Here is a 26,701-nt window from a genome sequence, read left to right on the forward strand (position 1 = left end):
GCCACGGGCCGACGGGGAATCTCATGACGCAAGCCAATAACGCCGTGTACACCGATCTGAGTGTCGATGATCTGGTTAAAGAAGCCCTGAATCGCGGTGAAGGCGAGCTTGCCGATACTGGCGCGCTGGTTGTACGTACCGGTCATCGTACCGGTCGTTCGCCAGTGGACCGTTTCATTGTGGAAGAGCCAACCACCCAGCACGCCATTGCCTGGGGCCCGATCAACCGCAAGTTCCCGGCTGACAAGTTCGATGCCTTGTGGAACCGCGTCGCAGCCTACCTGGGCGAGCGCGAGCGTTTTGTCTCCCACGTGCATGTAGGTTCCGATCCTGCGCACTACCTGCCGGTCAAGATGACCACCGAGACTGCCTGGCACAACCTGTTCGGCCGCTGCCTGTTCATCAACCCCGAGCAATACAACGCCGGCGGCAAGGACGAATGGCAGATCCTCAACGCGCCGAACTTCGTCTGCGAGCCTGAGCGCGACGGCACCAACTCCGACGGTACCGTGATCATCAACTTCGCGGCCAAGAAAGTGCTGATTGCAGGCATGCGCTATGCCGGCGAGATGAAGAAAGCCCTGTTCTCCGTGCAGAACTTCCTGCTGCCGGCCGCCGACGTGCTGCCGATGCACTGCGCCGCGAACATGGGCGAAGAAGGCGACGTGACCCTGTTCTTCGGCCTGTCGGGCACTGGCAAGACCACCCTGTCCGCCGATGAAAGCCGCTACCTGATCGGTGACGACGAGCACGGTTGGGGCGTGGGCGTGGTCTTCAACATCGAAGGCGGTTGCTATGCCAAGTGCATCGACCTGTCCGAGAAGAACGAGCCGGTCATCTGGAAAGCCATCCAGCACGGTGCCGTACTGGAAAACGTGGTCCTGGACCCGGTCACCAAGAAAGCCGACTATGCCGACGACAGCCTGACCCAGAACAGCCGCGCCGCCTACCCGCGTGAGCTGATCGAAAAACGCGCACCAAAAAACCTCGGTGGCGAGCCAAACGCCGTGATCTTCCTGACCTGCGACCTGACCGGCGTACTGCCACCTGTGTCGATCCTCAGCGAAGAACAAGCCGCCTACCACTTCCTGTCCGGCTACACCGCACTGGTGGGCTCGACCGAAATGGGTTCGGGCAGCGGCATCAAGTCGACTTTCTCCACCTGCTTCGGCGCGCCGTTCTTCCCGCGTCCAGCCGGTGAATACGCTGAGCTGCTGATCAAGCGCATCCGTGGTTTCGGCTCCAAGGTCTACCTGGTCAACACCGGCTGGACCGGCGGCGGCTACGGCGTCGGCAAGCGCTTCAACATCCCGACCACCCGTGCGGTGATCGCAGCGATCCAGAGCGGCGCGCTGATCGGTGCTGAAACCGAACACCTGGACATCATCAACCTGGACGTGCCGCTGGCCGTCCCAGGCGTCGAGACTGGCCTGTTGAACCCACGCAACACCTGGGCCGACAAGGCTGCCTACGACGAAGCGGCCAAGGCATTGGCCGGTCTGTTCATCGAAAACTTCAAGAAGTTCGAAGTGAGCGACGCGATCAAGGCGGCAGGTCCACAGCTGTAAGGCTTGCCGATACATGAGAAAGCCGCCCTTTAAGGGCGGCTTTTTTGTGGGTGACTATTTTTCTTCCAGCGCCTGTTTATCCCTGGAAAGTAGAGGGCGAAATCGTATCCCAACAAAAAGAAAAGTCTCACGTCAGTCTCGGAACCGTCTGGTGATCACTTCCTTGCTTACTCGGTAAGGTTCGCCGCGCCGCTTGTATTGAGCCGGCGCTGACCGAGCAAGGACGAAGCATGGCGAAAGGTAAAAGCGATATCCCCCAAGTCTGGGAGTACCGCGGTGGCGAAAGGCGCTACAGAGTCCTGCGGGACATGACCCCGGGCGAGCTGGCAAAAAGAGACGCCGATTTTAAAGCCCATGAGGACATGCTCGCTCGGCAAGAGCAATACATGAGCCAGCGGCTGGGCCAGACAAGCCAGAGGGATGCACCGAGCATCAAGGGCTGTGTGTTCGCCAAATCCTGCGAACTGCCCGATGCAATCATCGACTATCACAATCCAACCGGTTACATCCCGACGGAACTGCTGAGCGCCTATGGTGCGTTCAAATTGTTGGGCGGTCGGGAGGTTGACGCGTCAGGCTGCGTACCGCTGAAGACCATCAGCGGAGCGTTACCGGCGAGTTTTGGCACGCTCGCACTGGGTGGGACCGCTTTGGCCTCCCTTGGCGCTGGCGCGACGGTCACGGCACCCGTGGCGGCCGGCGCGCTGGTGGGGTTGGTGGGGCTGCTGATGCCTTCGAACCTGGGCGATGGTTCGCTGTACACCGAAGAGCAACTAAGGTCCCTTGAAAAAGCGCGCAGCCGGGTTCGCCTACATGTCGAAACCCAGGCCGACGGGACGCTGAAAGGGTATGGCTACAACACCCAGTCAAGACGCGACTGGGAGATGATCCCGGTGGTGACATTCCAGGCGCGTGGCGAGCAGCAAGTGGCAGATTTTGGCGATGGGGTCGAGTTGATCTGGACGCCGGCGGTGGACCCTTGCGCGACGTTGGGCATCCCAGCTTTGGAGGCTGCGCCACAGGCGCCGCGTATCTGGATCTTCCCGCCGACACCCATGGCGGACAGCATTATCGTCAATCCGATTTATCCACCGGAATACAAGGATTTCATTCTTGTGTTTCCGGTGGGGTCTGGGGTTTCGCCGATCTACGTCGTACTCAGTGTTCCTGGGGACCACAAGTATCATAAAGCTCCGGAGGTGCTGATCGCTTTTCCAGACGCATTGCGCGCTGATCGTAAAACTCGGGTCAAGGGCGGGGGCGCCCTAAGGAAACGCTGGAAGACCCTAAAAGGAATTATTTTGGAATGGGACTCTCAACACGGAACAGTCGAAATGTATACCAAGCGTGGACAACATCTCGGCGAGTACAGTCCGATCACGGGAGAGCAAACTAAACCCGCAGACAAAACCAGGAGTGTCGAGCCATGATTTATATGATTGAAGCTTTCGATCGGAAAACCGGATTCCTGGATTTTGAAGAAAAAATACCTGAAGGTCAGGAAGAACGTACAAAGCAGATCATGGGATGGGCTAACGAGCAGGAAGGCTGGGAGGGCTATAATCTAACGAGAGCCCAGCTTAGTAAGTTCGAGGAGATTTTAGGTAAAGAAATCTACCGTTCTAGCTGTATTTTTCAAATCACTTGTAATGACTATTGATAGGCCGACTTATGCGAGGTGCGACACCATGAATGATTACCCCGCTCGAAGTCCTAAGAACTCAAGGTACTAGGCTTTGTTCAAGGAAAGCGAGGTTGTATAGGTGAAATAAGGTTTGGGTGGTTCGATAAATCAGCAGGTCCCAGACGCCGCGAGCGGCGTTTCGCCTCCCGCTAGCATCGGGGGCACTTCGGGTAGCCTCATGCATCCACCCAGTAAGAGAAACATGATCAGGGCGGCGGGCAATGTCAGTTTGTACGACATGACTATCTTTCCTTCTTGAATTCCAAAGTAACGGGCGTCCTGCTCGTCTGGCACGGGGAATATTTCCCAGCATGACGGCGCACCTTAACGCGGCCAGGAAGCAGAGACGAGACATCAAAGAGCCCTGATTTGTATCGCCCTGTGGCAAAAGAAGAAGGCTTCCGGGTTGTATCATCCGGTATCGTTTTTCATCCCCTACCTTTGCTCGATACAAGCATGAGTAGCACACCGCCCGGCTTCTCTGCGGCATCAGTGTGCCGCTCTTCACCAAGCTGAAGGCCCGGACGATCCGGGGATTTGCCGCGCTGGAAGAGTAACCATACGCCGAGATTCGTCGGTGGACCCTGGCGCAACTCTGAGCTCCATCCATCCGCTGAATGCCCTCCATCACACGAATAAATTTCAAAAAATGTCGATGGCTGACTAAGGTGAAGCAGTCTTTGGATCGCCAACAAGAGAGCAAACATGAGCCAGACATCCTTCGATATCCAGCGCGCCGCCGTGGTCGGCGCAGGCACCATGGGGCGGGGCATCGTGATGTGCCTGGCCAACGCTGGCGTTACGGTGCAGTGGGTCGATAACAATCCACAAATGCTGGAGCAGGCGCTGGCCACGGTGGCCGAGACCTACGCCCATAACGTACGCCAGGGCCGACTCGAACAAAGCGAAGCCGACGCCAGGATCGCCCGTATTGCGCGGGCGCAGGACTACGCGGCGATCCGCAACGTGGACCTGGTCATTGAAGCGGTCTACGAGAACCTCGAACTCAAGCAGAAGATATTTCGCGAGCTGGACGGCATGCTCAAGCCCGAGGCGATCCTGGCAAGTAACACCTCGGCGCTGGATATCGATGCCATTGCCGCCGCCACGCGTCGGCCAACGCAAGTGCTGGGCCTGCACTTCTTCAGCCCGGCGCACATCATGAAGTTGTTGGAGATCGTGCGCGGCGCACAAACGGCCAAGGCTGTGCTGGACGCTGCCCTGGCGCTGGGCAAGCGCATGGGCAAGGTGAGCGTGGTGTCGGGCAATTGTCACGGCTTCATCGGCAACCGAATGCTTCATCCCTATGTGCTGGAGGCGCGAAAGATGTTGTTGGAGGGTGCGTTCCCCCATCAGGTGGATGCGGCGCTGCAGGGCTTTGGTTTCGCCATGGGGCCGTTTCGCATGTACGACGTGGTCGGTATCGATCTGGAGTGGCGCGCGCGGGAGCTGGCGGGCCAAGGGCAGGATGCCCCCGAGGTGCAGGTGGACAACCGCTTGTGCGAGTTGGGTCGGTTCGGCCAGAAAAGTGGCAACGGTTATTACCACTATGAGCCGGGCAGCCGGCAGGCTGAACACGATGTAGAAGTCGATGCGCTGGTGCAGCGGGTCAGCGAGGACCTGGGTTTCCAGCGGCGTGACATCGACGCCGATGAGATCCTCGAACGCTGCTTGCTGGCGCTGGTCAACGAAGGTGCGAAGATTCTCCAGGAAGGCATTGCCGAGTCGTCCCACGATATCGACCTGGTGTATCTCAACGGCTATGGCTTCCCGGCTGACAGGGGCGGCCCGATGGCCTGGGCTGATCAGCAAGGCCTTGCGGACATCCATGCACGCTTGGTGGACCTTGAGACGAAGCAGGGGGATCAATGGAAGCCTGCTCGCCTGATCGGAGAGTTGGCGGCGCAAGGCAAGGGTTTCTCGCAGCGATAACCGACAGCCTGTCTTCCCCACAACACTGCACAACCAAGGACAAGAGATGCCCCAGCGCACCGAGTACTTTCATTTCCAGCCGGTGACTACGCGCTGGCACGACAACGATGTGTACGGTCACGTCAATAACGTCACCTACTACAGCTTTTTCGATACGGCGGTGAATACCTACCTGATCGAGGCCGGTGGACTGGATATCCATGACGGCGAAGTAGTGGGTTTCGTGGTGAGTTCAGCCTGCGACTATTTTGCATCGGTCGCATTTCCGGACCGGATCGAGATCGGCCTGCGGGTCGCCAAGCTGGGCAACAGTTCGGTGCAATACGAGCTGGCGGTGTTCAAGGAGAACGAGCAGGAGGCCTGCGCGGCGGGGCGCTTCGTGCATGTGTTCGTGGACCGGATGTCGAATCAGCCAGTGCCGATCCCGGGTCGGCTACGCGAGGCATTGGAACGATTGGTACCCTGAAACGAAAAATCGCAGCCTCCGGTCAGTCTCCCGAAGGCTGCGATCATCTAACGGTACGGGTCAAACCGGCCGTCAATCGTCGTGATAGCGATGCTTGTGCTTGTGCTTGCGATGTCCGTAGGCATGACCGCGGCCCCGGTGGCCATCGCGGTAGTAGCGGCGATCGCTACGGCGACCTTCGTAACGGTCGTCATCGTCGTCCTTGCCCATGTAGTTACCCAGTGCGCCACCGGCGCCACCGCCCGCTGCGGCACCGATCAGGCTGCCCGTGGAGCCGCCCACGCTGCGGCCGACCACGTTACCGCCGGCTGCACCCAGTGCGCCGCCGATTGCCGCTTCGCCGCGGCTATGTTTGTCTGCGCCGACTGCGCTACCGCCCGCGCCGCCCAGGGCCGCGCCGATAGTGGAGCCGGTGTTGCCGCCCAGGGACTGGCCGACGACCGAACCCAAAACCCCGCCCAATGCGCCGCCTACACCTGCTTCGGCGGTACCGCCGGCAGACGCGACGCCACTGACCAGGCCAAGGGACAACAAGAGAATGGAGGAGAACTTCATAGAGGAGCCTCAAAGGGATGACGGCGCGATCCTGAGGCTGGCTTCGCTTGGTTACAATCGAAATCCGACGAGTAACACGACTTGTGCACAATTCGCTAAGTTACTGTTTTCATAGCGGAACTTAAGTAGATTTTGCCGGTCTTTAGCTACTTCAGACAGGCCGTTTTCACTGGAAAACGGCCTTTTTCATGGGCGTCTGAAAGTGCCCGGCAAGGCCAGTACAACGCCAGGATTGACTCAGGCCGATTTGGCCATGATCAGCCCGTTCTCGCTCGCCGCTTCCAGACGGATCGCCACGAACTTCGAGGTCGGGGTGTGGCTGCCGTCACCGGTACTTTCCAAGGGTACCAGCGGGTTCACTTCCGGGTAGTAGGCGGCGGCCTGTCCGGCCGGGATGTCGAAGGCCAGCAAGGTAAACCCTTTGACCCGCCGCTCGCGTCCGTCGTCCCACAGGGAAACGATGTCGGCCTTTTGCCCGGGTTTGAAGCCCAGTCGGATGATGTCCGCTTCGTTGACGAACAGTACGTCACGCTGGCCTTTCACACCGCGATAGCGATCATCGAGGCCGTAGATGGTGGTGTTGTACTGGTCGTGGGAGCGCATGGATTGCAGGATCAGGTCCGGCAATTGCCCTGTGGCTCGGGTCCGCTCGTGGAGCAGGTCGGTCGGCAACCGGTTGGGCTTGAAGTTGGCGCGGCCCGACGGTGTGTTCCAGCGACGGGCACCGGCACTGTTGCCCAGATAGAAGCCACCGGGATTCTTGAGTTTCTGGTTGAAGTCCTTGAAGCCGGGGATGGTCTCGGCGATCAGGTCGCGGATGCGGCTGTAATCGGCCACGAGCCAGTTCCAATCCACCGGACGGCTGCCCAGCGTGGCGGCAGCGATGCCGGCGATGATCCACGGCTCCGAACGCATCTGGTTCGACAACGGCTGCAATTGGCCATTGGAGGCGTGGACCATGCTGAACGAGTCTTCCACGGTCACGGCCTGGGAGCCTTCGGCTTGCAGGTCGATGTCGGTGCGACCGAGGCACGGCAGGATCAACGCATCTTTCCCGTGGGCCAGATGACTGCGGTTGAGCTTGGTGCTGATCTGTACGGTCAGGTCACAATTGCGCAGGGCCTGGAAGGTGCGGTGGCTATCGGGAGTAGCCTGGGCGAAATTGCCGCCCAAGGCGATAAATACCTTGGCCCGGCCCTCGGCCATGGCGTGGATCGCCTCGACTACGTTATGGCCGTTTTCACGCGGCACCTTGAACTGGAAACGCCGCTCCAGCGCGTCGAGGAACGCAACGGGCGGACGCTCGTTGATGCCCATGGTCCGGTCGCCCTGCACATTACTGTGCCCTCGCACCGGGCAAAGCCCCGCGCCTGGCTTGCCGATGTTGCCACGCAGCATCATCAGGTTGGCGATTTCCTGGATGGTCGCGACGGAATGGCGGTGCTGGGTAATGCCCATCGCCCAGCACATGATCACGTTGCTGGCTTTGGCGTACATGCGCGCGGCCTGCTCGATCTCGGCCAGGGTCAGGCCTGATTGTTCGGCGATTTGTTCCCATGGGGTGTCATCGACGACCGCCAGGTATTCCAGGACATCGACGCTGTGTTCGTTGAGGAACCCATGGTCGAATACTGCGGGGCCGCCGCTGTTCTGTGCTTCACGCTCCCATTGCAGCAGGAACTTCGCCATGCCGCGCAGCACGGCCATGTCTCCGCCCAGGGCTGGACGGAAATACGCGGTATTGGTGGGTTTATCACCGTTGGTAAGCATTTCCAGCGGGTGTTGCGGATGCTGGAAGCGCTCCAGGCCACGCTCTTTCAGCGGGTTGATGCATACGACCTGGGCGCCGCGCTTCACGGCTTCGCGCAGCGGTTCGAGCATCCGTGGGTGGTTGGTGCCGGGGTTCTGGCCCCAGACGAAGATCGCGTCGGCATGCTCGAAGTCGTCAAATGTCACCGTGCCTTTGCCGACACCCACACTCTGGGACAGGGCTACACCGCTGGCCTCATGGCACATGTTCGAACAATCGGGGAAATTGTTGGTGCCGTACGCGCGCACGAACAATTGATACAGATAGGCTGCCTCGTTGCTGGCCCGGCCCGAGGTGTAGAACTCGGCCTCGTTCGGGTTGGACAGTCCCTGCAGATGCTTGCCGATCAACGCAAATGCCGCATCCCAGCTGATGGGCTTGTAGCGGTCGGTTTGCGCGTCGTATTGCATCGGCTCCGTCAGGCGCCCCTGGTATTCAAGCCAGTAGTCACTCTGCTCGAGCAATGACGTGACGCTGTGCTTGGCAAAAAAAGCGGCGTCGACACGACGTTTGGTCGCTTCCCAGTTCACCGCCTTGGCGCCGTTCTCACAGAACTTCACCATGCCGCTTTCTGGCGAATCACCCCAGGCGCAGCCAGGGCAATCGAAGCCGCCGTTCTGGTTGGTCTTGAGCATCATGCGGATGTTTTTCAGCGCGTTATCGCTGGTCAGCCAGGCCTGGGCAACGCTGATCAGCGCGCCCCAACCACCGGCTGGGCCCTTGTAGGGTTTGTAGCGCGGTGCGGGTTTCTGGTTGGCTTGTTGATAATTGCTCACGCTTGTTTCTCCATCGCAGGGCTATAGACCCGCGGCGCACTTTTTTGCGGCAGGTGGATGAGGTTGAGGTTGTGTTGGCGGGCCCATTGCACGGCAAGGCCCGTGGGCGACGACAGGCTGACCAACGTCTGGATGCCGGCGCGCAGTACTTTCTGGATCAATTCGAGACTGCAACGGCTGGTGACGATTGCCACGCCACCAGCCACCGGGATTTGCTGACGGATCAACGCGCCGATCAATTTATCGAGAGCGTTGTGCCGGCCAATGTCTTCGCGGCCCATCAGCAACTCGCCGTTGGCGTTCATGAACAATGCCGCATGGACGGCGCCACAGTGTTGGCCCAGGGGCTGGAACTGGCTGATGCGTTGACGCAGGCCATCGAGCCATTGCGCTGGTGGCAAGGGTGCCCCGGGCAGCGACTTGAGGTCGGGCAGCGCCTGTTCCACGGCTTCCACGCCACAGAGTCCGCAGCCACTGGTGCCGGCCATTTGGCGACGTTGCTCCTTGAGATTCCAGAAGGCGCGATTGGCGATGGTGACCTGGGCATATTGGGCCGAACCGGCGCCGCTCAGTTGCAAGTCGTAAATGTCCGCTGGATCCTCGATGATGCCGCTGCCCAGGCTGAACCCGACGATAAAATCCTCGAGATCGGTTGGCGTGACCAGCATCACCGCTTGGCTGATGCCGTTATAGGCAATGGCCAACGCCACTTCCTCGGCCAGCGCGGCGCTGGCCGATTCGAAGTGCTCCAGGTTGCAGTAGCGATAGCTCTGGCTGGCGGCTGGCGTGGAAGGTTCCACGTCAGGCACTGGACAGGCCTGAGGCTTGTCGTTCATGGGCATCACTGAAAGTAGGAATAGTGCTAAGACTAAATGCGGCAATCTGCCACGTCTAATCGCTATTACTGATCTTTCAATAGATGACGTCGATCAAGGAAAGGTTATTGATTTCTGGTAAAGGGCGAAACAAGCCTCCGCCAACGCCGAGCGCGGAGCCCCGCGCCGCATGATCAGCCCAAGCGGAACAAGGGTTTGGGCGTTTTCGATGGGCTGGATGCGCAAGTCCTCGGTCATGACGTTCAGTCCGCTGTCCAATGGGACCACCGCGCAGCACAATCCGCCATGCACCGCTTGCAGCAATTGATGCACGGCGTCGGTTTGCAGCAACGGTTGAGGTGCAAGGCCTCGGCTATGAAACGCGTGATCGATGGATTGGCGAAAATGCATGCCGCTGGTGAGCATGCCCAGGGGCAGTTCAACCAGTGATTCCCATCTCAGCGGTTCTTCGCCAAAAAAGAAAAACCGCTGGTCGTACAGCAGGCCCATGCGGGTGTGGCTGAAGGGCAAGGATTCGAAGCGCTCGTTATCCAGGCGTTCCATGTAGGAAATGCCCAGGTCGATGCGGTTGTTCGCCAATTGTTCGAGGATGCGCTCCGAACTCAAAGACGATAATTCGAAGCGCAGGCTCGGGTGCTCGGTGTGCAGGCGTTGCATCATCGACAGCGGGTCGAAATCCGACAGCGGCACCACGCCCAGGCGCAGCGTACCCACCAGGTTGCCACGGCAGGCCGCCGCTTCGGCCTGAAGCCCGTCATAGGCCGCCAGCACTGTGCGTGCCCAAGCCAGCACCCGTTCGCCTGGCGCGGTAAAACCCTCGAAACGCTGGCCGCGGTTGACCAACGGAAGGCCCAGCTCTTCTTCCAGGCTGCGCAAACGCATCGACAGGGTGGGTTGGGTGATGTGACAACGGGCGGCAGCCTGGCCGAAGTGGCGGGTTTCGTCGAGCGCGATGAGAAATTTCAGCTGCTTGATGTCCATCTTCACTCCTTGGCGCGGGAAGATTGGGATTCTAGCGCTTTGGGCGTGTTGGGGTCATTGGTCGGTTGGAAGGCGGGCTCGGTGGGCTTGGTCTAGGCTTTGTGTCTGGACATTCAATTCCAAGGAGCAAGCGCCATGAGTCTTTTTAGTTTTGTGAAGGAGGCGGGTGAGAAACTTATCGATCTCCTGACCCCCGGTAATGCCAATGCCGGTGAGCAATTGAAGGAGCACATCAGTAAAGTCGGGCTGGGCAACCCCAATATCCAAGCGACCGTTGAAGGTGACAAAGTCATCGTGACCGGTGAAGTCTCGAGCCAGGAGGAAAAAGAAAAGGTCCTGCTGGCTGTGGGCAATATCCAAGGTGTCGGCAGTGTTGACGATCAGATCACCGTGACTGGGCCGGTAGCGCAGGCCGCACGTTTCGTAACCGTGAAGAAGGGTGACACGCTCAGCGCCATATCCAAGGCCGAGTACGGTGACGCCAACAAGTACAACAAGATCTTTGAAGCCAACAAGCCGATGCTTTCGCACCCAGACAAAATCTATCCGGGGCAGGTGCTGCGTATTCCGGAATAGACTGCCGCATTTGCGGCGCCTTCATCGCGAGCAGGCTCGCCCCCACAGAGGCTTTGGTTCGCGGCGAAACCATTGTGGGAGCGAGCTTGCTCGCGATGAAGGCAGCGCGGTTCAAAGCCCGGCAATCAAATCCCGATAATCCCCGACCGCTTCGAATTCCCCGGTATCCTTCGGCCCCTTGCGGCTGTCCGGTTCGCTGACCGCCAGCAGATGCGCGATGCCAAAATCACGGGCGCTGCGCAAGACTGGCAAGGTATCGTCAATGAACAGGCTGCGAGCGGGGTCGAAGTCCAGGTCGGCTTGCAAGGCATCCCAGAACTGCGGGTTCTCCTTGGGGAAACCGTAATCGTGAGAGCTGATCAAACGCTCGAAATACGGGGCGAGCTCGATACGCTCCAGCTTCAGCGACAGCGAGTCTCGATGGGCGTTAGTGATCATCACGACGCGTTTGCCGGCCCTTTGGATCGCTGCCAGGAACGTATCGGCATCGGGGCGCAGGGCGATCAGGTGGGCGGTTTCCAGTTTCAATTCGCGCACCGGCAGCTTCAGCTCCGCGCTCCAGAAGTCCAGGCAGTACCACTGCAACTGGCCGGCGTTGCGCTCGAACAGCGGTTGCAGCTCCATCTCGGCCATCGCGCGGCTGACGCCATGCAGTTCGGCGTAGCGCTGAGGCAGGTGTTCCAGCCAGAAATGGTTGTCGTAATGCAGGTCCAGCAGGGTGCCGTCCATGTCCAGCAGGACCGTGTCGATCGCGTGCCAAGGCAACGAGGCCATAAAAACTTCTCCAGCGGTAATCGGATATCCGACACAAACAATCAGAATAGGCCGGGTATAGTAGCCCGCTATCGCCCAGGGAGCCGTTTATGCGCCAGAAACCCACCATACTCGACCGACGGATTGTCGCCACCAGCCGCCTGTTTTGCGTGGAAGAAATGAAGCTGCGTTTTTCCAATGGTGTGGAGCGCACTTACGAGCGTTTGGCGGCCAAGAGCCCTGGCTACGGCGCGGTGATGATTGTCGCGATGCTCGATGCCGACCATGCCGTGCTGGTGGAAGAGTATTGTGGAGGTACCGACGCTTATGAGTGGTCATTGCCCAAGGGTTTGGTCGAGCCGGGCGAAGACGTGCTGGCGGCGGCCGAGCGCGAGCTCAAGGAAGAGGCCGGTTTTGGCGCGCGTCAGCTGGAACACCTGACGGAGCTGTCGTTGTCGCCTGGCTACATGAGCCAGAAGATCCAAGTGGTGCTGGCGACCGACCTGTATGAAGAGCGGCTGGAGGGCGACGAACCCGAGCCGATGCGAGTGGACAAGATCAACCTGGGCGAGCTCTCGGCCCTTGCACAAAATCCCCAATTCACCGAGGGACGGGCTCTGGCGGCGTTGTATCTGGCTCGTGACCTGCTGACCCAGCGTGGAGCCTACCTGCCATGAATCTTCCTCACGCGCTGATGGTCCCGGTGATCGAACTGGCGCTTCGGGCCGGCGCGGCAATCCTGCCGTTCTGGCGCGCCGATGTGGAAGTTGAGCACAAGGCGGATGAATCGCCGGTGACCGCCGCGGACATGGCCGCCCACGATGTCATCGTCGCTGGATTGACCGCGCTGGCGCCGGATATTCCGATCCTCTCCGAGGAGGACGCCGATATCGCGCAAAGCGTCCGCGCTACCTGGAAACGCTGGTGGCTGGTGGACCCGCTGGATGGCACCAAGGAATTCATCTCGGGCAGTGAAGAGTTCACCGTCAACATCGCCTTGGTCGAAGAAGGGCGGGTGGTGTTCGGCGTGGTCTCGATGCCCACCAATGGCCGTTTCTACGTCGGTGGCGTGGGGCTGGGGGCCTGGCGTGGCGAGAAAGGCGTCGAGCCTTCGCCGATCACGGTGCGTAACGCGCTGGCGCCTGGAGACGCTTTTACCGTGGTCGCCAGCCGGCGCCACACCAGTGCGGAGCAGGAGCGCCTGTTGGCCGGCTTGAGTGAGAGCCTCGGCGCCTTGCAACTGACCAACATCGGCAGTTCGCTGAAATTCTGCCTGTTGGCTGAAGGTGCCGCCGATTGTTACCCCCGTTTGGCGCCAACGTCTCAGTGGGACACCGCCGCCGCCCAGGGCGTACTCGAAGGAGCGGGCGGCGAGGTGCTGGACCTGAGCGGCGAACCGTTCCGCTATCCACCGCGCGAGTCGCTGTTGAATGCTTCGTTCCTGGCGCTGCCGGCGAAAGCGGCGTGGCGTGGGAAGCTGTTGGAGCTTGCCCGCTCTTGAACCAAGGCTGATTTCTGGCCGAATGCTTTTGTGAGAGCAAGCTCCCTCGCCACGTGAATTAACGATGATCAGCGGTGCAAAACGTATTGCCCTTCGAATTGCACCGCCACATTCTCGCTGTCGACGTTCAACACCCGCGTTTGTAATGCCAGCCGCGCCCGCCCGTAGCGCTTATAAGTCGCCACGAAACGTTTCCAGGTCTTTTCATCGGGCGCGTCGCAAATGACGGTTGCGTCTCGGGTCACGGGCAGCGGATAGCTGATCTGCCCTTCCTGGATCACGATGTGTCCGTCTTCGACTCCCTCCTCGCGCAAGGCCAGGTGCAACCAGCCCCAGCCACCCAGCACCGCGCCGCAATACAGGCTCCCCCCGAACATGGTGCTCTTGTGGTTGACGTTGGCCTCGAGCGGCAGGAACAGACGCAGCTGGCGGGCCTGCCATTGGAGCACCTTCAGGCCCATGTCCCGGGTCAATGGGATGTCCCGGTGCAGGATCGTTTCCAGATAATGGCTGTCGCGGTTCATGCGGGCCCTCTTCTAACGGTGGGTGGCAGGACTCAATCGGAATCGTCGGCCTGGCCTGGGCTATTGTCGCCGAAGGCCAGTCCATGCTTGCGCAGCTTGTCGTGCAGGGTTTTGCGTGGAATGCCCAACGCTTCGGCAAGGCTGCGCACTGAACTGTGAGGCCGTGCCAGCTCGGCGGCTATGAGGGTTTTTTCGAAGTTCTCAACCTGCTCGCTCAAACCGCCGCTGACGGTTTGCACCGGGGCGCCTGGCTGGCCTTCCGGCGTGCTGCTATCCAGGGCCAGCTCCAGGCCCAGGGCGAAACGCTCGGCGGCGTTCTGCAATTCGCGTACGTTGCCCGGCCAGTCATGGCGCAACAACAGCGCCCGGTGGGCCGGTAGCAGTTCGTGGGGCGGCAGGCCATGACGGGCGCTGGCCTCATCGGCAAAATGCTGGAACAGCATCAGCACGTCCTCACCGCGCTCGCGCAACGGCGGTATGCGCAGCGGCGCGACATTCAGCCGGTAATACAAGTCGGCGCGAAAGCGGCCTTGATCGGCGGCCTGGCGCAGGTCTTCCTTGGTGGCGGCGACGATACGGATGTCCAGGGGGATCTGCTGATTGCCACCCAGTCGTTCCACCACCCGCTCTTGCAGCAGGCGAAGCAATTTGACCTGCACGTCCAGGCTCATGCTTTCGATTTCATCGAGAAACAACGTGCCGCCATTGGCGAATTCGAATTTGCCGATACGGCGCTTCTGCGCGCCGGTGAAGGCGCCGGGTTCGTGGCCGAACAGTTCGCTTTCAACCACCGACTCGGCCAAAGCGCCGGCGTTGATCGCCACGAACGGCCCGTTGCGTCGACTCGAGAGATCGTGCAGCGCGCGGGCGACCACTTCCTTGCCGGCGCCGGTTTCACCCAGGATCAACACGTCGGCGCGCGTCGCTGCCAAGGCACCGATCTGCTCGCGCAGGCGCAACATGGGCGACGATTGTCCTACCAGCCGGGCGCTGAGTTCATGGCGATCGCTGAGGGCCAGGCGCAGGCTGCGGTTATCCAGGACCAGGCGCCGCAAAGCCAGGGCCCGACGCACACTGTCGAGCAGATGATCGCTGGCAAAGGGTTTTTCGAGAAAGTCGTAGGCCCCGGCGCGCATTGCCTGCACGGCCAGCGGTACATCGCCATGGCCGGTAATCAGCAGCACTGGCAGGTCCGGGTCCTGGGCGTGCAGTTGGCCCAGCAGTTCCAGGCCGTCCATGCCGGGCATGCGGATATCGCTGACCACCACGCCTGGCCAATCCCTCGGCAGTTGCCCGGCCAGGCCGTTGGCCTCGCCCAGTGGCAGGATTTTCAGCCCAGCCAGGTCGAGGGTCTGGCTCAGGGCCTGACGCAGGTGGGGATCGTCGTCGATCAGCACCACCTCAATCTGGTTTTCGATGGTCATACACTACGGTCCTCGGACGGTTGCAGGCTCACCCCGGGCGCACCCGCCCGCAGCTTCAGGGTAATCAGGGCGCCGCCTTCCTTGTGGTTGGCGAACAACAATTCGCCGCCGAAGGCGCGCATCAGGGTGTCGCAGATTGCCAGCCCCAGGCCAAGGCCCTGGGTGCGAGTCTTGGTGGTGTAGAACGGCTCACCGGCGCGGCCGAGGGCTTCCATGCAGAAACCCGGGCCGTTATCGCGGATGTACAGGTTGACGCCGGTTTCGGTCGCCTGGGCACTGAGCCAGAGTCTACGCGGCGGACCTTTTTCAGTCAGGGCATCCAGGGCATTGGCCAGCAGGTTGCCCAGCACCTGGCGCAGGCGTGTTTCACCGGCCTCGACCCACAAGGTGGCGGCGGGCAGGTCACGGATCAACTCCACTTCCATGCTGCGCCGACGTTTGGCGAGCAAGGCAAGGGCATCGTCCAGCGCCGGTTGCAGCGCGACGCTTTCCGGGGCGTGGCGGTCGCGGCGCGCGAAGGCGCGCAGGTGAGCGATGATCGACGCCATGCGCCCGGTCAGTTCGTTGATCAGCTTGAGGTTGCCACGGGCGTCGTCGGTGCGTTGGTGATCGAGCAGTATTTCTGCGTTTTCGGCATAACTTCTGATCGCCGCCAACGGTTGGTTGAGTTCATGGCTGATGCTGGCCGACATGGTGCCGAGCGCCGACAACTTGCCGGCCTGCACCAAATCATCCTGGGCACGGACCAGTTCCTGCTGGGCGTGCTCGCGTTCCAGCACCTCTTGCTTGAGACGACGGTTGAGGCCCTCCAGGTCGCTGGTGCGTTCCGCGACGCGGCCCTCCAATTCATGACGGGCCTTGGCCTCGAAGGCGATTCTTTCCAGGTAGTGGCGCCTGCGCTGCATCATCAACCCGAGCAACAGCATCAAGACCAGCAATGCCGCGCCGCCGATGACGACCACCGTGCGCACCGGGCGGTCAATCAGGGTGCGCGGGGCCAGGATGCTCACATTCCAGCCGGTTTCTTCGATGGCCTGGGTCTGGGTCAGCCAGGCATTGGGGTCCAGGTTGAGCGGCTTGGGGTCACGGGTAGGGTAGGGTTGTATCGCGCTGATCGCCTTGCTTTCCGGATCGCTCAGGGGCCGCGTCGAGCGGAAACGCCATTCCTGGCGCGAGGTGAGAATGACCACGCCGTTGTGGTCGGTCACCAAGAGCTGTTCAGGCGTTTTGCCCCATAGGCTTTCGGTGTGGTCCAGGTCCACCTTGACCACCAATACGCCGATGACTTTTTCGCGATCATGCACGGCGGCAGCGAAGAAATAACCGCGTTTGCCCGATGTGGTGCCCAGGCCGAAGAAACGTCCCAGGCGCCCGGCCATGGCCTCGATGTAATAAGGGCGAAAGGCGAAATTGCGACCGACGAAGCTGTCGTGCTTATCCCAATTAGACGCCGCCAGGGTCTTGCCCGTGGCGTCCATCAGGTACATGACCTCGGCGCCGGTCTGGGCGCTGATGTTTTTCAATAACCGGTTGGCATTGCCCTGGGTGACGCCATCGTCCGGCGTCGACAAGGCCGCGCGCAGGGCCGGCAGCTCGCCGAGTATCTGGGGCAGTACTTCGTAGCGGTGCAATGTCCCCAGAAGGTTGGCGACGTAGAGGTCGAGTGTCTGTCTGTTCTGCCCGGCCAGTTCGCTGCGGTAGTAGCGCTCGGCCAGATGCTCAAGCGGCCACAGCAACGGTGCCAGGCACAGCGCGAGCAACGCCAGGCTGCGCCAACGAGGTCTGCGGGGGAGGGTGGAGGTCATGGAAGTCTGCGCCTGGGGTTACAGGCGCATTATGCCTAGGCTTGCCCGGCAAGGCACTGCTGTAACGCGCTTCGCCAGTCTGGTTGGCTCACGCCCCACTCCCTGGCCAGCCGGGCGCAGTCCAGGCGCGAGTTCAACGGACGCGGCGCCGGGGTCGGGTATTCGCTCGATGCGATGGCTTCAAGCACGGCGCAGGATTTGTGCTGCTCGACCAGGTGTTCACCGATGGCTTGGGCGAATCCGAACCAGGATGTCTGGCCCTGGGCTGTCAGGTGATAGGTGCCCCAGGCGCCGCGTTGCCCAGCTTGCCAGCGCTCGATCAGCTTCGCGGTGCTCTCGGCGATCGTCCCCGCCCAGGTCGGTGCGCCGATCTGGTCCGAGACGACGCGCAGATGGGGCTTTTCCTGCAGCAGGCGCTGCATGGTCAACAGGAAATTGCGTCCCGCGTTGGAATACACCCAACTGGTGCGCAGGATCAGATGCTCTCCGCCCGCCTGGCGGATGGCCTCTTCGCCCGCCAGCTTGCTGCGACCGTAGACACTCAGCGGGTTGGGCGCGTCGTCCTCGGTGTAGGGGGTGTGCTTGCGACCGTCGAAGACATAATCGGTGGAGTAGTGGATCAGCGGCACGCCCAGTTCGAGCGCCGCCTGGGCGAGCACGCCCGGTGCGATGGCATTGATGGCGAAGGCCCGCTGCGCCTCGCTCTCGGCCTGGTCGACCGCCGTATGGGCGGCGGCGTTGATGATCAGGTCGGGCCGCGCCGCCTCGATAGGCGCGCGCAGGTGATCGGGTCGGGCCATGTCGAGCTGGCTGCTGCCCAGCACCGTCAGTTCGCCGATGCCGGCCAGGCGCTTTTGAAGGGCTTGGGAGACCTGGCCGTTCCGGCCGATGATCAAGATGCGCGAGGAAGTACTCATGGGAACAGATCGGCCTCATGCAGGGCCTTGCCGGCCTGGTCCTTGGGCGACAGGATCGGTGCGCCTGGCAACTCCCAGTCAATCGCCAGGTCGGGGTCGTCCCAGCGAATGCAGCGCTCGGCTGACGGGGCGTAGTAATCGGTGGTCTTGTAGAGAAAGTCCGCCGAGTCGCTCAGTACGACAAAACCGTGGGCAAATCCAGGGGGAATCCACAGCTGCCGATGGTTCTGTCCCGACAGGCGTACGCTGGCCCACTGGCCGAATGTCGGCGAGCTGCGGCGAATGTCCACCGCAACGTCGAGTACCTCGCCGGCGGTGACGCGCACGAGTTTTCCCTGGGTTTGTTCGATCTGATAATGCAGGCCGCGCAGCACGCCCTTGGCCGAGCGCGAATGGTTGTCCTGGACGAACTGCACCGTGCGCCCCGTGGCTTCGGCGAATGCCTGGGCATTGAAACTTTCATAGAAGAAGCCGCGATCATCGCCGAAGACCTTCGGCTCGAGGATCAAGACTTCCGGCAGTCGCGAGGCGATGACATTCAACGTGTTTCTCCGGCAATCTTGAACAGGTATTGGCCGTAGCCGGTCTTGCCGAAGTAACTGGCACGCTCCAATACGTGCTCGCGGCTGACCCAGCCCTGTTGATAGGCGATTTCTTCCAGGCATGCGACCTTCAGGCCTTGGCGATGCTCAATGGTCTGAACGTATTGCGAGGCTTCCAGCAGGCTGTCATGGGTGCCGGTGTCCAGCCAGGCAAAGCCGCGGCCAAAGCGCTCGACATGCAAGTCCCCTCGTTGCAGATAGGCATTGTTGACGTCGGTAATCTCCAGTTCGCCTCGTTTGGACGGCTTGATGGCTTTGGCGATCTGTATGACGTCGTTGTCGTAGAAATACAGGCCGGTCACCGCATAGCTGGACTTGGGGGCGGCGGGTTTTTCTTCGATGGAGACGGCGCGTCCTTCGGGATCGAAGTCGATCACGCCGAAACGCTCGGGATCCTTGACCCAATAACCGAACACCGTCGCACCGCGTGGGCGGTTGACGGCGGTCTGCAATTGCTCGCCGAAATGTTGGCCATGAAAAATGTTGTCACCCAGGATCAGGCAGACCGGATCATTGCCAATGAACTGCTCGCCAATCAGGAAAGCCTGGGCCAGACCGTCGGGGGTCGGCTGCTCGGCGTAGCTGAAATGGACGCCGAACTGGGCGCCATCGCCCAGCAGATTTCGATATTGGGGCAGGTCCTGCGGGGTGGAGATGATCAGGATTTCCTTGATGCCAGCGAGCATCAGTACCGAGATCGGGTAATAGATCATCGGCTTGTCGTAGACCGGCAACAACTGCTTGGACACCCCGAGGGTAATCGGATGCAGCCGCGTGCCGGAACCGCCGGCCAGAACAATGCCTTTCATCATGCAATCGTATCCTTGTTGTCGAGCGAGCCAAGGCGCTCGCCTTGATAGCTGCCATCCTGCACGCGCCGGCACCACAGCAGGTTCTCCAGATACCACTGCACGGTCTTGCGCAGCCCGGTCTCGAAGGTTTCCCGAGGGGTCCAGCCCAGCTCCCGTTCGATCTTGCCGGCGTCGATAGCGTAGCGCAGGTCATGCCCGGGACGATCCTTGACGAAGGTAATCAGGTCCGCATAGCGCTCGACGCCCTCGGGTTTGTGGGGCGCGAGTTCTTCGAGCAGCGCACAGATGGTGCGCACGACATCGATGTTCTTCTGCTCATTATGGCCACCAATGTTGTAAGTCTCGCCGACTACACCTTCCGTCACGACTTTGAGCAGCGCCCGGGCGTGGTCTTCGACGTAGAGCCAGTCGCGCACTTGCTGGCCGTCGCCATAGACAGGCAACGGCTTGCCCGCCAGCGCATTGAGGATGACCAGCGGGATCAGCTTCTCGGGGAAGTGGAACGGCCCGTAGTTGTTCGAGCAGTTGGTCAGCAGCACGGGCAAGCCGTAGGTGCGCTGCCAGGCCCGGACCAGGTGGTCGGACGCTGCCTTGCTGGCTGAGTAAGGCGAGCTGGGGGCGTAGGCGGTGGTTTCGGTGAACAGGTCATCGACGCCGTGCAGGTCGCCATACACTTCGTCGGTGGAAATATGGTGGAAACGAAACGCCCGTTTCTGCGGTTCGGCCAGGGCCTGCCAATAGGCACGGGTTGCTTCGAGCAAGCTATAGGTGCCGACGATGTTGGTCTGGATGAAGTCCGCCGGACCGTCGATGGAGCGGTCCACATGGGATTCGGCGGCCAGGTGCATGATTGCGTCAGGTTTGAACCGCGCCAGCACCGCGCTGATCGTTGCTTGATCGACGATGTCCGCCTGCACGAATTCGTAGCGGCTGTCGTGATCAATGCTGCTCAGCGACTCCAGGTTGCCAGCGTAGGTCAGCTTGTCGAGGTTCAGGACCTGGTGCTCGGTATCAAGAATCAAATGCCGTATGAGAGCCGAGCCGATGAAGCCGGCACCGCCGGTAATGAGAATGCGCATCCGGTTAAGCCTTTTTTCGATAAGACGATACAGCGATGGAGCATAGCTTGTCGGCATGACGAAGAGCGTGCAAGCGAATATTCCTTGGGAACGGGTCAAGGGAAGCAGGCTCACTACTTAATAAGAAGTGGGGGTTGCTAATCCTCCGACTCAATGGCGAGATAAGCATCCAAAACAAAACCACTCAGGGGTCGTTGTATGCCGCTCGCTACGTTGGTTCACCGTGCCAGTTTGCCAAGCCCACAGATCAGCGCCGAACAGGCGTTGGTGCTGCTGCGCTCGAATTACGGACTCAGCGGTGACCTGCGACCCCTCGGCAGCCATCAGGATCTCAATTACCGCGTCGACAGCGACCGCGGGCGGTTCGTATTGAAGATTTGCCACGGCAACTATGCCGTCCAGGAGCTCCAGGCCCAGCATGCCGCGCTCAAGGCGCTGGCCGGGCATGGCGCGGTAAAGGTGCCTGCGGTCATGGCGGCCAGCAATGGCGAGGACCTGTTGACGCTTGAGGTCGACGGGCAAACCGTTCACGTGCGGTTGCTGGAGTACATCGAGGGCCAGTCCCTGACCCAGCTCAAGCATCTTTCCCGCGACCTGGTGACAGGGCTGGGGCGCGTGTGTGCCGAGATGGACGTGGCCCTCGCTGCGTTCGATCATCCCGGCCTGGATCGCACATTGCAGTGGGACGCGCGTCATGCGCCGGCCTTGATCGATCATTTGCTGCCCGTCATCAAGGATGAACAACGACGCCGATTGATCGCCGAAGCGGCGCAACAGGCCGAACGGCGTTTGCAACCACTCAAGGAAAGCCTGCCGGTGCAAGCGATCCACATGGACATCACCGATGACAACGTGGTCTGGCAGCGGGACGCCCAGCGCCAATGGCAACTGCAAGGCGTCATCGATTTCGGTGACCTGATCCGCACCTGGCGTATCACCGATCTGTCGGTAACCTGCGCGGCCCTGCTGCATCACGCCGATGGGGACCCGTTTTTCATCCTGCCGGCGATCCGCGCCTACCACCGCGTCAATCCGTTGCAACGCGAAGAACTCATGGCGCTTTGGCCGTTGATTGTCGCCCGCGCCGCGGTGCTGGTGCTCAGCGGTGAGCAACAAGTGGCTATCGATCCGGGCAATGAATACTCCCGTGACAATCTTCAACATGAATGGGAGATCTTCGATGTTGCCCATTCAGTGCCGCTCGAGTTGATGGAGGCGGCGATTCTCACCGCCGCCGGCCACAGCCTGCCGCCTTTCGCCAACGAGGGTTTCGCGCCGTTGTTGCCGAGTTTGGTCGGGCGAGATTTCGCCCTGATCGACCTCGGCGTCCTGAGCCCGCATTTCGAGGCCGGCAATTGGGAGCAGGCGGGAATCGACCAGCGCCTGCTGAGCGAAGCGGCTGCGGTGCATGGATTGGCGGCCAGCCGCTACGGGCAATATCGGCTTTCACGCACCCGTCCGGACAGTGCCGTCGAGCCCGATACCTTTCCATTGCACGTGGAATTGCATGTGCCCCACGGTACGCCGTTGGCGTCGCCCTTCGCCGGGGTTGTGCACAAGGATGCCAATGGCTTGCTGCGGCTCGACGGCCCGCAACTGAGCTTGCATGTGTGGGGCGTGTCTTCGTCGCTGCGTTCCGGGGCCTCGTTGACCAAAGGCCAGGCACTTGGCGAAGTGGCTGGCCCTTTGCGGGTCCAACTGTGCCGAGGTGAACATCTGGCGCCGCCGCTGTTCTGTGCGCCGTCGAGGGCGCCGGCTTGGCAGGCGCTTTGCCCCTCGCCCGCGGCGTTGCTGGGGCTGGCTTGCGATGCTGAGCCGGAAATCGACCCCGAGGCGCTCCTGGCCCGTCGCGATGCGAGTTTCGCCCGGTCGCAAAAACACTACTACGTCGACCCGCCACGCATCGAGCGCGGCTGGCGCAATCACCTGATCGACATGCAGGGCCGCTCCTATCTGGACATGCTCAACAACGTCGCGGTGTTGGGGCACGGCCATCCGCGCATGGCGGCGGTTGCGGCCCGGCAGTGGTCGCTGCTCAATACCAACTCGCGCTTTCACTATGCGGCGATCGCCGAGTTTTCCGAGCGCCTGCTGGCGCTGGCACCGCCGAACATGGACCGGGTGTTTCTGGTCAACAGCGGCACCGAGGCCAATGACCTGGCGATCCGCCTGGCCTGGGCCTACAGCGGCGGGCGCGACATGCTCAGCGTGCTGGAGGCCTATCACGGATGGTCGGTGGCGGCGGACGCGGTCTCGACGTCCATCGCCGACAACCCCCAGGCCCTCAGCAGCCGTCCAGACTGGGTGCACCCGGTGACAGCGCCGAACACTTATCGTGGTGAATTCCGCGGGGTCGACAGTGCGCCAGACTACGTGCGCAGCGTCGAGCACAACCTGGCGAAAATCGCCGAGCAGAAACGCCAGCTCGCCGGTTTCATTTGCGAGCCTGTGTATGGAAACGCCGGCGGCATCGCATTGCCGCCAGGCTACCTGAAGCAGGTGTATGCCATGGTGCGCGAGCGTGGCGGTGTCTGCATCGCCGACGAGGTGCAGGTTGGCTACGGGCGCATGGGCGAGTTTTTCTGGGGCTTCGAAGAACAAGGCGTGGTGCCGGATATCATCACCATGGCCAAGGGCATGGGCAACGGCCAGCCACTGGGGGCAGTGATCACCCGCCGGGAGATCGCTGAGGCGCTGGAAGCCGAGGGGTATTTCTTCTCTTCCGCAGGCGGCAGTCCGGTCAGTTGCCAGATCGGCATGGCCGTGCTGGATGTCATGGAAGAAGAAAAACTGTGGGAAAACGCCAGGGTGGTCGGAGGACATTTCAAGGCCCGCCTGGAGGCGTTGATCGACCGGTATCCCCTGGTCGGAGCGGTGCATGGTTCGGGGTTTTACCTGGGAGTGGAATTGATCCGCAACCGCGACACCCTCGAACCGGCCACTGAAGAAACCACGGCACTGTGCGATCGTTTGCGCGAGCTGGGTATCTTCATGCAGCCGACCGGTGATTACCTCAACATTCTCAAGATCAAGCCGCCGATGGTCACCACGCGTCAAAGCGTGGATTTCTTCGTCGATATGCTGGCGAAGGTGTTGGAGGAGGGGTTGTAGCCAATCTGAAACGCCACGCTGCTCCCCTGTGGGAGCGAGCTTGCTCGCGATGACGGTTCCAGGCCGATAATTGTTTGACTGGTCTACCGCTATCGCGAGCAAGCTCGCTCCCACAAGTTTTTCCGACGGTTATTTATCGATTTTTGTCGGCTCTAGAAGCATAGCTTCAGGGAAAATTGGCCTTATTCTATTTTAAAGTCGATTTTTATCGGCTATAAAGGCGGCTCTGTCCATCGCCCAGGAGATGATTCATGAGCCGTATCGTTACCGTAGCCGCTACTCAAATGGCCTGTTCCTGGGATCTTGAAGCCAATATCGAGACCGCCGAAAAGCTCGTTCGCCAGGCCGCTGCCCAAGGCGCGCAGGTTATCCTCCTCCAGGAACTGTTCGAGACGCCCTACTTCTGCCAGAAGCCGAACCCGGATTACCTGCAGTTGGCAACGCCGGTCGATGAGAACATGGCCATCAAGCACTTCCAGAAACTTGCCGAGGAGCTGCAGGTCGTGTTGCCTATCAGTTTTTTTGAACTGGCCGGCCGGGCGCGCTTCAACAGTATTGCCATCATTGATGCCGATGGACGGAACCTGGGCGTCTACCGCAAGAGCCATATCCCGGACGGTCCTGGCTATCATGAAAAGTATTATTTCAATCCTGGCGACACCGGTTTCAAGGTATGGAATACCCGCTACGCAAAGATTGGCGTAGGCATTTGCTGGGATCAGTGGTTCCCGGAATGCGCCCGCAGCATGGCGCTGCAAGGCGCGGAGATCCTACTGTATCCGACCGCTATCGGCAGCGAGCCGCACGACAAGACCATCTCGTCGCGCGATCACTGGCAACGCGTGCAACAGGGTCATGCGGGCGCCAACCTTATGCCGCTGATGGCCAGCAATCGCATCGGCAACGAAGAGCAGGATGGCTACGACATCACGTTCTACGGCTCGTCGTTCATTGCTGATCAGTTTGGCGAGAAGGTCCAGGAATTGGACGAAACCGAAGAAGGCGTGCTGGTGCATAGCTTCGACCTTGACGAGCTGGAACACATTCGCAGTGCCTGGGGCACTTTCCGTGATCGACGGCCGAACCTGTACGGCGCGATCAAAACCCTCGACGGCTCACTGGAGTCCTGATTGATGACAACTTTGCACAGCACTCCGCGCGCGGACGGTTTCCACATGCCCGCCGAATGGGCGACTCAGACTCAGGTCTGGATGATCTGGCCCGAGCGCCCGGACAACTGGCGCCTGGGCGGCAAGCCGGCGCAGGCTGCCCATGTCGCGGTCGCCAAGGCCATCGCCCGTTTCGAGCCGGTGACCGTTGCGGTGTCCGCTGCCCAGTATGAAAACGCCCGGGCGCGCCTCGATGTGCCGAATATTCGTTTGGTGGAAATGTCCAGCGATGACGCCTGGGTCCGGGATACCGGCCCGACATTCGTCGTCAATGACAACGGCGAAGTTCGCGGCGTCGATTGGGATTTCAACGCCTGGGGCGGGTTCGACGGTGGGCTGTACTCGCCGTGGAATCGCGATTCACAAGTGGCCGGCAAGATTCTCGAAATCGAGCGCAGCCCGCGCTATCGCACCGAAGGTTTTGTACTCGAAGGCGGTTCGATCCACGTCGATGGCGAAGGCACGTTGATCACCACCGAAGAATGCCTGCTCAACCGCAATCGCAACCCGCACATGAGCCGCGAGGACATCGAGGCGGTGCTCAGCGCCCAGTTGGCGGTAGACAAGATCATCTGGCTGCCGGACGGCCTGTTCAATGATGAAACCGATGGCCACGTGGATAACTTTTGCTGCTACGTGCGCCCTGGTGAAGTGCTGCTCGCCTGGACCGACGATCCGCAGGACCCCAATCATGCCCGCTGCCATGGGGCGATGGAGGTGCTGCGAAACAGCACCGACGCCAAGGGGCGCCCGTTCACAGTGCATAAAATGCCGATCCCTGGGCCGTTGTACGCCACCCAGGAAGAATGCTCGGGCGTTGACGCGGTGGAAGGATCCCAGGAGCGCAATCCGACTGTGCGCCTGGCCGGTTCCTACGTGAACTTCCTGATCGTCAACGGCGGCATCATTGCCCCGAGTTTCGATGACCCGCTGGACGGTCCGGCCAAGGACCTGCTGCAAAGCCTGTTTCCGGAGCATGAAGTGGTCATGGTACCGGGTCGGGAACTGTTACTGGGAGGCGGAAACATCCATTGCCTTACCCAACAGCAGCCGGCGCCGCGCATAAAATGAGTGGCGATGTAACAGCCGGGTGACACTCATCGCAGCGGCTCTATGCCGGTGTTTTTGGATCCATCCCGGCAAGCCCGCGTCCTGATTGGGGCGCGGGCTTTTTTGTGTCTGGCGGGCTACCAGCGCGACGACATTGGCATAGCTCTTGTATCGTTATTTCGGCAGTTCTGGGGCAGTGGAGCTGCGTTGTTTTGTCATAAACCTCGGATAGATTGGCCGCTCATCAACCAGGAGGGCGCTGGAATGAACATGATTAGCGAGCGCACATGCCATCCTTTGGCTGTAAATGGTGAGTCGCTTCAAGCCGTGGCGCAGTGGTTGAAATCCAACGGAACGCGTCAGATCAGGGAACCTGATCCGCGCCGGATGATCATGGAACGCTACCCCGCTGGCCTGTTCAGCGAGGCTGAGCTGGAAGCGTTGTGGGATGTGATGCAAGGATAGAATTCAACGGATTGATAAAAAGCGCTGACCGCGAGGGCAGCGCTTTTTTTATGAGCGACTGTTTACCCGCTCATGTAAACGGCTTGCTCACCATGGTGGCGTCTCTACCAACCCGACATTCCCTTGGACCGCATGCTTACTTGAATCCGTTTCCGGAAATTTTTTGCCTGATTTCAGAAGATTCACGAAATTGACACAGGCTTCCGGGCGCGACTAGGATTCGCCCACGCCTGTGGCTAACAGCCATGACTCTTAAATAATAAAAAGGCCCGACACGATGATTCGTGGGCGGGCCTTTTTATTAT

24 protein-coding genes are annotated in these 26,701 nt (G+C 60.7%); 12 read left to right on the forward strand and 12 right to left on the reverse strand.

Annotated elements, in window-relative coordinates; translation table 11 throughout:
- Nucleotides 1–23 precede the first annotated feature (23 nt).
- The 5 genes from J3P90_RS01435 to J3P90_RS01455 all read left to right on the forward strand — a co-directional run bounded on the left by J3P90_RS01435 (nucleotide 24) and on the right by J3P90_RS01455 (nucleotide 5,650).
- The gene (locus tag J3P90_RS01435) at nucleotides 24–1,568 is read left to right on the forward strand and encodes a phosphoenolpyruvate carboxykinase (RefSeq protein ID WP_420766430.1); all 1,545 of its coding nucleotides are present in this window, start codon (nucleotides 24–26) and stop codon (nucleotides 1,566–1,568) included.
- Nucleotides 1,569–1,798: 230 nt separating this feature from the next.
- Nucleotides 1,799–2,998, forward strand: coding sequence for a colicin E3/pyocin S6 family cytotoxin (locus J3P90_RS01440; RefSeq protein WP_434675735.1), 1,200 nt, complete (start codon nucleotides 1,799–1,801; stop codon nucleotides 2,996–2,998).
- Complete coding sequence (locus J3P90_RS01445; RefSeq protein WP_434561200.1) at nucleotides 2,995–3,228, forward strand: DUF7683 domain-containing protein; 234 nt, start codon at nucleotides 2,995–2,997, stop codon at nucleotides 3,226–3,228. The genes J3P90_RS01440 and J3P90_RS01445 overlap by 4 nt, the downstream gene beginning before the upstream one ends.
- 729 nt (nucleotides 3,229–3,957) lie before the next feature.
- Complete coding sequence (locus J3P90_RS01450) at nucleotides 3,958–5,184, forward strand: 3-hydroxyacyl-CoA dehydrogenase NAD-binding domain-containing protein (protein ID WP_434675736.1); 1,227 nt, start codon at nucleotides 3,958–3,960, stop codon at nucleotides 5,182–5,184.
- Nucleotides 5,185–5,230: 46 nt separating this feature from the next.
- On the forward strand, nucleotides 5,231–5,650 hold the full coding sequence (locus J3P90_RS01455; RefSeq protein ID WP_420766426.1) for an acyl-CoA thioesterase: 420 nt from the start codon (nucleotides 5,231–5,233) through the stop codon (nucleotides 5,648–5,650).
- A gap of 72 nt (nucleotides 5,651–5,722) precedes the next feature.
- Here the strand turns inward: J3P90_RS01455 and J3P90_RS01460 are convergent, their stop codons facing one another.
- The 4 genes from J3P90_RS01460 to J3P90_RS01475 all read right to left on the reverse strand — a co-directional run bounded on the left by J3P90_RS01460 (nucleotide 5,723) and on the right by J3P90_RS01475 (nucleotide 10,608).
- Nucleotides 5,723–6,205, reverse strand: a complete 483-nt coding sequence (locus J3P90_RS01460) for a glycine zipper domain-containing protein (protein WP_420766425.1) — start codon at nucleotides 6,203–6,205, stop codon at nucleotides 5,723–5,725.
- A gap of 237 nt (nucleotides 6,206–6,442) precedes the next feature.
- A complete protein-coding gene (locus J3P90_RS01465) occupies nucleotides 6,443–8,791 on the reverse strand; it encodes an FdhF/YdeP family oxidoreductase (RefSeq protein ID WP_434561194.1) in 2,349 nt (782 codons plus the stop codon).
- On the reverse strand, nucleotides 8,788–9,627 hold the full coding sequence (gene fdhD / locus J3P90_RS01470; protein ID WP_420766423.1) for a formate dehydrogenase accessory sulfurtransferase FdhD: 840 nt from the start codon (nucleotides 9,625–9,627) through the stop codon (nucleotides 8,788–8,790). The genes J3P90_RS01465 and fdhD overlap by 4 nt, the downstream gene beginning before the upstream one ends.
- A 93-nt stretch (nucleotides 9,628–9,720) precedes the next feature.
- A complete protein-coding gene (locus J3P90_RS01475; protein WP_420766422.1) occupies nucleotides 9,721–10,608 on the reverse strand; it encodes a LysR family transcriptional regulator in 888 nt (295 codons plus the stop codon).
- 135 nt (nucleotides 10,609–10,743) lie between these two features.
- Here J3P90_RS01475 and lysM point away from each other — a divergent pair, with 135 nt between their 5' ends.
- The gene (lysM, locus tag J3P90_RS01480) at nucleotides 10,744–11,184 is read left to right on the forward strand and encodes a peptidoglycan-binding protein LysM (protein ID WP_434608346.1); all 441 of its coding nucleotides are present in this window, start codon (nucleotides 10,744–10,746) and stop codon (nucleotides 11,182–11,184) included.
- A gap of 111 nt (nucleotides 11,185–11,295) precedes the next feature.
- On the opposite strand, the gene yrfG is transcribed toward lysM, so the two are convergent.
- Nucleotides 11,296–11,958, reverse strand: coding sequence for a GMP/IMP nucleotidase (gene yrfG / locus J3P90_RS01485; RefSeq protein WP_434649255.1), 663 nt, complete (start codon nucleotides 11,956–11,958; stop codon nucleotides 11,296–11,298).
- Nucleotides 11,959–12,047: 89 nt separating this feature from the next.
- On the opposite strand from yrfG, the gene nudE reads away from it, so the two are divergent.
- Together nudE and cysQ are read left to right on the forward strand one after the other, a co-directional pair.
- Nucleotides 12,048–12,614, forward strand: coding sequence for an ADP compounds hydrolase NudE (nudE, locus tag J3P90_RS01490; RefSeq protein ID WP_434561188.1), 567 nt, complete (start codon nucleotides 12,048–12,050; stop codon nucleotides 12,612–12,614).
- On the forward strand, nucleotides 12,611–13,438 hold the full coding sequence (gene cysQ, locus J3P90_RS01495) for a 3'(2'),5'-bisphosphate nucleotidase CysQ (RefSeq protein ID WP_434675737.1): 828 nt from the start codon (nucleotides 12,611–12,613) through the stop codon (nucleotides 13,436–13,438). The genes nudE and cysQ overlap by 4 nt, the downstream gene beginning before the upstream one ends.
- A 68-nt stretch (nucleotides 13,439–13,506) precedes the next feature.
- On the opposite strand, the gene J3P90_RS01500 is transcribed toward cysQ, so the two are convergent.
- Genes J3P90_RS01500 through rfbB form a run of 7 tightly spaced genes read right to left on the reverse strand, consistent with a single transcriptional unit; the run spans nucleotide 13,507 to nucleotide 20,601 of the window.
- Complete coding sequence (locus J3P90_RS01500) at nucleotides 13,507–13,962, reverse strand: thioesterase domain-containing protein (protein ID WP_434561184.1); 456 nt, start codon at nucleotides 13,960–13,962, stop codon at nucleotides 13,507–13,509.
- A 32-nt stretch (nucleotides 13,963–13,994) separates the two neighbouring features.
- Entirely contained in the window at nucleotides 13,995–15,386 is a 1,392-nt protein-coding gene (locus tag J3P90_RS01505; RefSeq protein ID WP_434608340.1) for a sigma-54-dependent transcriptional regulator, read from the reverse strand.
- Nucleotides 15,383–17,191 carry a sensor histidine kinase gene (locus J3P90_RS01510; protein ID WP_420766415.1) on the reverse strand — a complete coding sequence of 603 codons (1,809 nt, stop codon included), beginning with the start codon at nucleotides 17,189–17,191 and terminating at the stop codon, nucleotides 15,383–15,385. The genes J3P90_RS01505 and J3P90_RS01510 overlap by 4 nt, the downstream gene beginning before the upstream one ends.
- Nucleotides 17,192–17,226: 35 nt before the next feature.
- Entirely contained in the window at nucleotides 17,227–18,108 is an 882-nt protein-coding gene (gene rfbD / locus J3P90_RS01515) for a dTDP-4-dehydrorhamnose reductase (RefSeq protein ID WP_434608338.1), read from the reverse strand.
- A complete protein-coding gene (rfbC, locus tag J3P90_RS01520; RefSeq protein ID WP_420766413.1) occupies nucleotides 18,105–18,650 on the reverse strand; it encodes a dTDP-4-dehydrorhamnose 3,5-epimerase in 546 nt (181 codons plus the stop codon). Before rfbC ends, rfbD begins: the two co-directional genes overlap by 4 nt.
- The gene (gene rfbA / locus J3P90_RS01525) at nucleotides 18,647–19,522 is read right to left on the reverse strand and encodes a glucose-1-phosphate thymidylyltransferase RfbA (protein WP_420766412.1); all 876 of its coding nucleotides are present in this window, start codon (nucleotides 19,520–19,522) and stop codon (nucleotides 18,647–18,649) included. The genes rfbC and rfbA overlap by 4 nt, the downstream gene beginning before the upstream one ends.
- Complete coding sequence (gene rfbB / locus J3P90_RS01530) at nucleotides 19,519–20,601, reverse strand: dTDP-glucose 4,6-dehydratase (protein WP_434675738.1); 1,083 nt, start codon at nucleotides 20,599–20,601, stop codon at nucleotides 19,519–19,521. The genes rfbA and rfbB overlap by 4 nt, the downstream gene beginning before the upstream one ends.
- Nucleotides 20,602–20,799: 198 nt before the next feature.
- Between rfbB and J3P90_RS01535 the strand changes: the two genes are divergently transcribed.
- From J3P90_RS01535 to J3P90_RS01550, 4 genes are all read left to right on the forward strand, one after another.
- Nucleotides 20,800–23,712, forward strand: coding sequence for an aminotransferase (locus tag J3P90_RS01535; RefSeq protein WP_434608331.1), 2,913 nt, complete (start codon nucleotides 20,800–20,802; stop codon nucleotides 23,710–23,712).
- 251 nt (nucleotides 23,713–23,963) lie between these two features.
- Entirely contained in the window at nucleotides 23,964–24,842 is an 879-nt protein-coding gene (aguB, locus tag J3P90_RS01540; RefSeq protein ID WP_434675739.1) for an N-carbamoylputrescine amidase, read from the forward strand.
- Nucleotides 24,843–24,845: 3 nt separating this feature from the next.
- On the forward strand, nucleotides 24,846–25,952 hold the full coding sequence (gene aguA / locus J3P90_RS01545; protein ID WP_434675740.1) for an agmatine deiminase: 1,107 nt from the start codon (nucleotides 24,846–24,848) through the stop codon (nucleotides 25,950–25,952).
- 243 nt (nucleotides 25,953–26,195) lie between these two features.
- Nucleotides 26,196–26,396: a hypothetical protein gene (locus J3P90_RS01550; RefSeq protein ID WP_420766407.1), complete on the forward strand. Its 201-nt coding sequence runs from the start codon at nucleotides 26,196–26,198 to the stop codon at nucleotides 26,394–26,396.
- Nucleotides 26,397–26,701: the final 305 nt, after the last annotated feature.

This window comes from Pseudomonas sp. D3-10 (genome assembly GCF_051132175.1).
Taxonomy (GTDB): domain Bacteria; phylum Pseudomonadota; class Gammaproteobacteria; order Pseudomonadales; family Pseudomonadaceae; genus Aquipseudomonas.

Excerpts from the sequence above, each read along its gene's own strand:
- aguB (WP_434675739.1), top strand. The coding sequence starts at position 23,964 with ATGAGCCGTATCGTTACCGTAGCCGCTACTCAAATGGCCTGTTCCTGG.
- rfbA (WP_420766412.1), bottom strand. The coding sequence starts at position 19,522 with ATGATGAAAGGCATTGTTCTGGCCGGCGGTTCCGGCACGCGGCTGCAT.
- J3P90_RS01505 (WP_434608340.1), bottom strand. The coding sequence starts at position 15,386 with ATGACCATCGAAAACCAGATTGAGGTGGTGCTGATCGACGACGATCCC.
- rfbB (WP_434675738.1), bottom strand. The coding sequence starts at position 20,601 with ATGCGCATTCTCATTACCGGCGGTGCCGGCTTCATCGGCTCGGCTCTC.
- rfbD (WP_434608338.1), bottom strand. The coding sequence starts at position 18,108 with ATGAGTACTTCCTCGCGCATCTTGATCATCGGCCGGAACGGCCAGGTC.
- J3P90_RS01445 (WP_434561200.1), top strand. The coding sequence starts at position 2,995 with ATGATTTATATGATTGAAGCTTTCGATCGGAAAACCGGATTCCTGGAT.
- fdhD (WP_420766423.1), bottom strand. The coding sequence starts at position 9,627 with ATGAACGACAAGCCTCAGGCCTGTCCAGTGCCTGACGTGGAACCTTCC.
- aguA (WP_434675740.1), top strand. The coding sequence starts at position 24,846 with ATGACAACTTTGCACAGCACTCCGCGCGCGGACGGTTTCCACATGCCC.
- cysQ (WP_434675737.1), top strand. The coding sequence starts at position 12,611 with ATGAATCTTCCTCACGCGCTGATGGTCCCGGTGATCGAACTGGCGCTT.
- J3P90_RS01450 (WP_434675736.1), top strand. The coding sequence starts at position 3,958 with ATGAGCCAGACATCCTTCGATATCCAGCGCGCCGCCGTGGTCGGCGCA.
- J3P90_RS01435 (WP_420766430.1), top strand. The coding sequence starts at position 24 with ATGACGCAAGCCAATAACGCCGTGTACACCGATCTGAGTGTCGATGAT.
- nudE (WP_434561188.1), top strand. The coding sequence starts at position 12,048 with ATGCGCCAGAAACCCACCATACTCGACCGACGGATTGTCGCCACCAGC.
- yrfG (WP_434649255.1), bottom strand. The coding sequence starts at position 11,958 with ATGGCCTCGTTGCCTTGGCACGCGATCGACACGGTCCTGCTGGACATG.
- J3P90_RS01475 (WP_420766422.1), bottom strand. The coding sequence starts at position 10,608 with ATGGACATCAAGCAGCTGAAATTTCTCATCGCGCTCGACGAAACCCGC.
- J3P90_RS01440 (WP_434675735.1), top strand. The coding sequence starts at position 1,799 with ATGGCGAAAGGTAAAAGCGATATCCCCCAAGTCTGGGAGTACCGCGGT.
- J3P90_RS01535 (WP_434608331.1), top strand. The coding sequence starts at position 20,800 with ATGCCGCTCGCTACGTTGGTTCACCGTGCCAGTTTGCCAAGCCCACAG.
- J3P90_RS01455 (WP_420766426.1), top strand. The coding sequence starts at position 5,231 with ATGCCCCAGCGCACCGAGTACTTTCATTTCCAGCCGGTGACTACGCGC.
- J3P90_RS01500 (WP_434561184.1), bottom strand. The coding sequence starts at position 13,962 with ATGAACCGCGACAGCCATTATCTGGAAACGATCCTGCACCGGGACATC.
- J3P90_RS01550 (WP_420766407.1), top strand. The coding sequence starts at position 26,196 with ATGAACATGATTAGCGAGCGCACATGCCATCCTTTGGCTGTAAATGGT.
- J3P90_RS01510 (WP_420766415.1), bottom strand. The coding sequence starts at position 17,191 with ATGACCTCCACCCTCCCCCGCAGACCTCGTTGGCGCAGCCTGGCGTTG.
- J3P90_RS01460 (WP_420766425.1), bottom strand. The coding sequence starts at position 6,205 with ATGAAGTTCTCCTCCATTCTCTTGTTGTCCCTTGGCCTGGTCAGTGGC.
- lysM (WP_434608346.1), top strand. The coding sequence starts at position 10,744 with ATGAGTCTTTTTAGTTTTGTGAAGGAGGCGGGTGAGAAACTTATCGAT.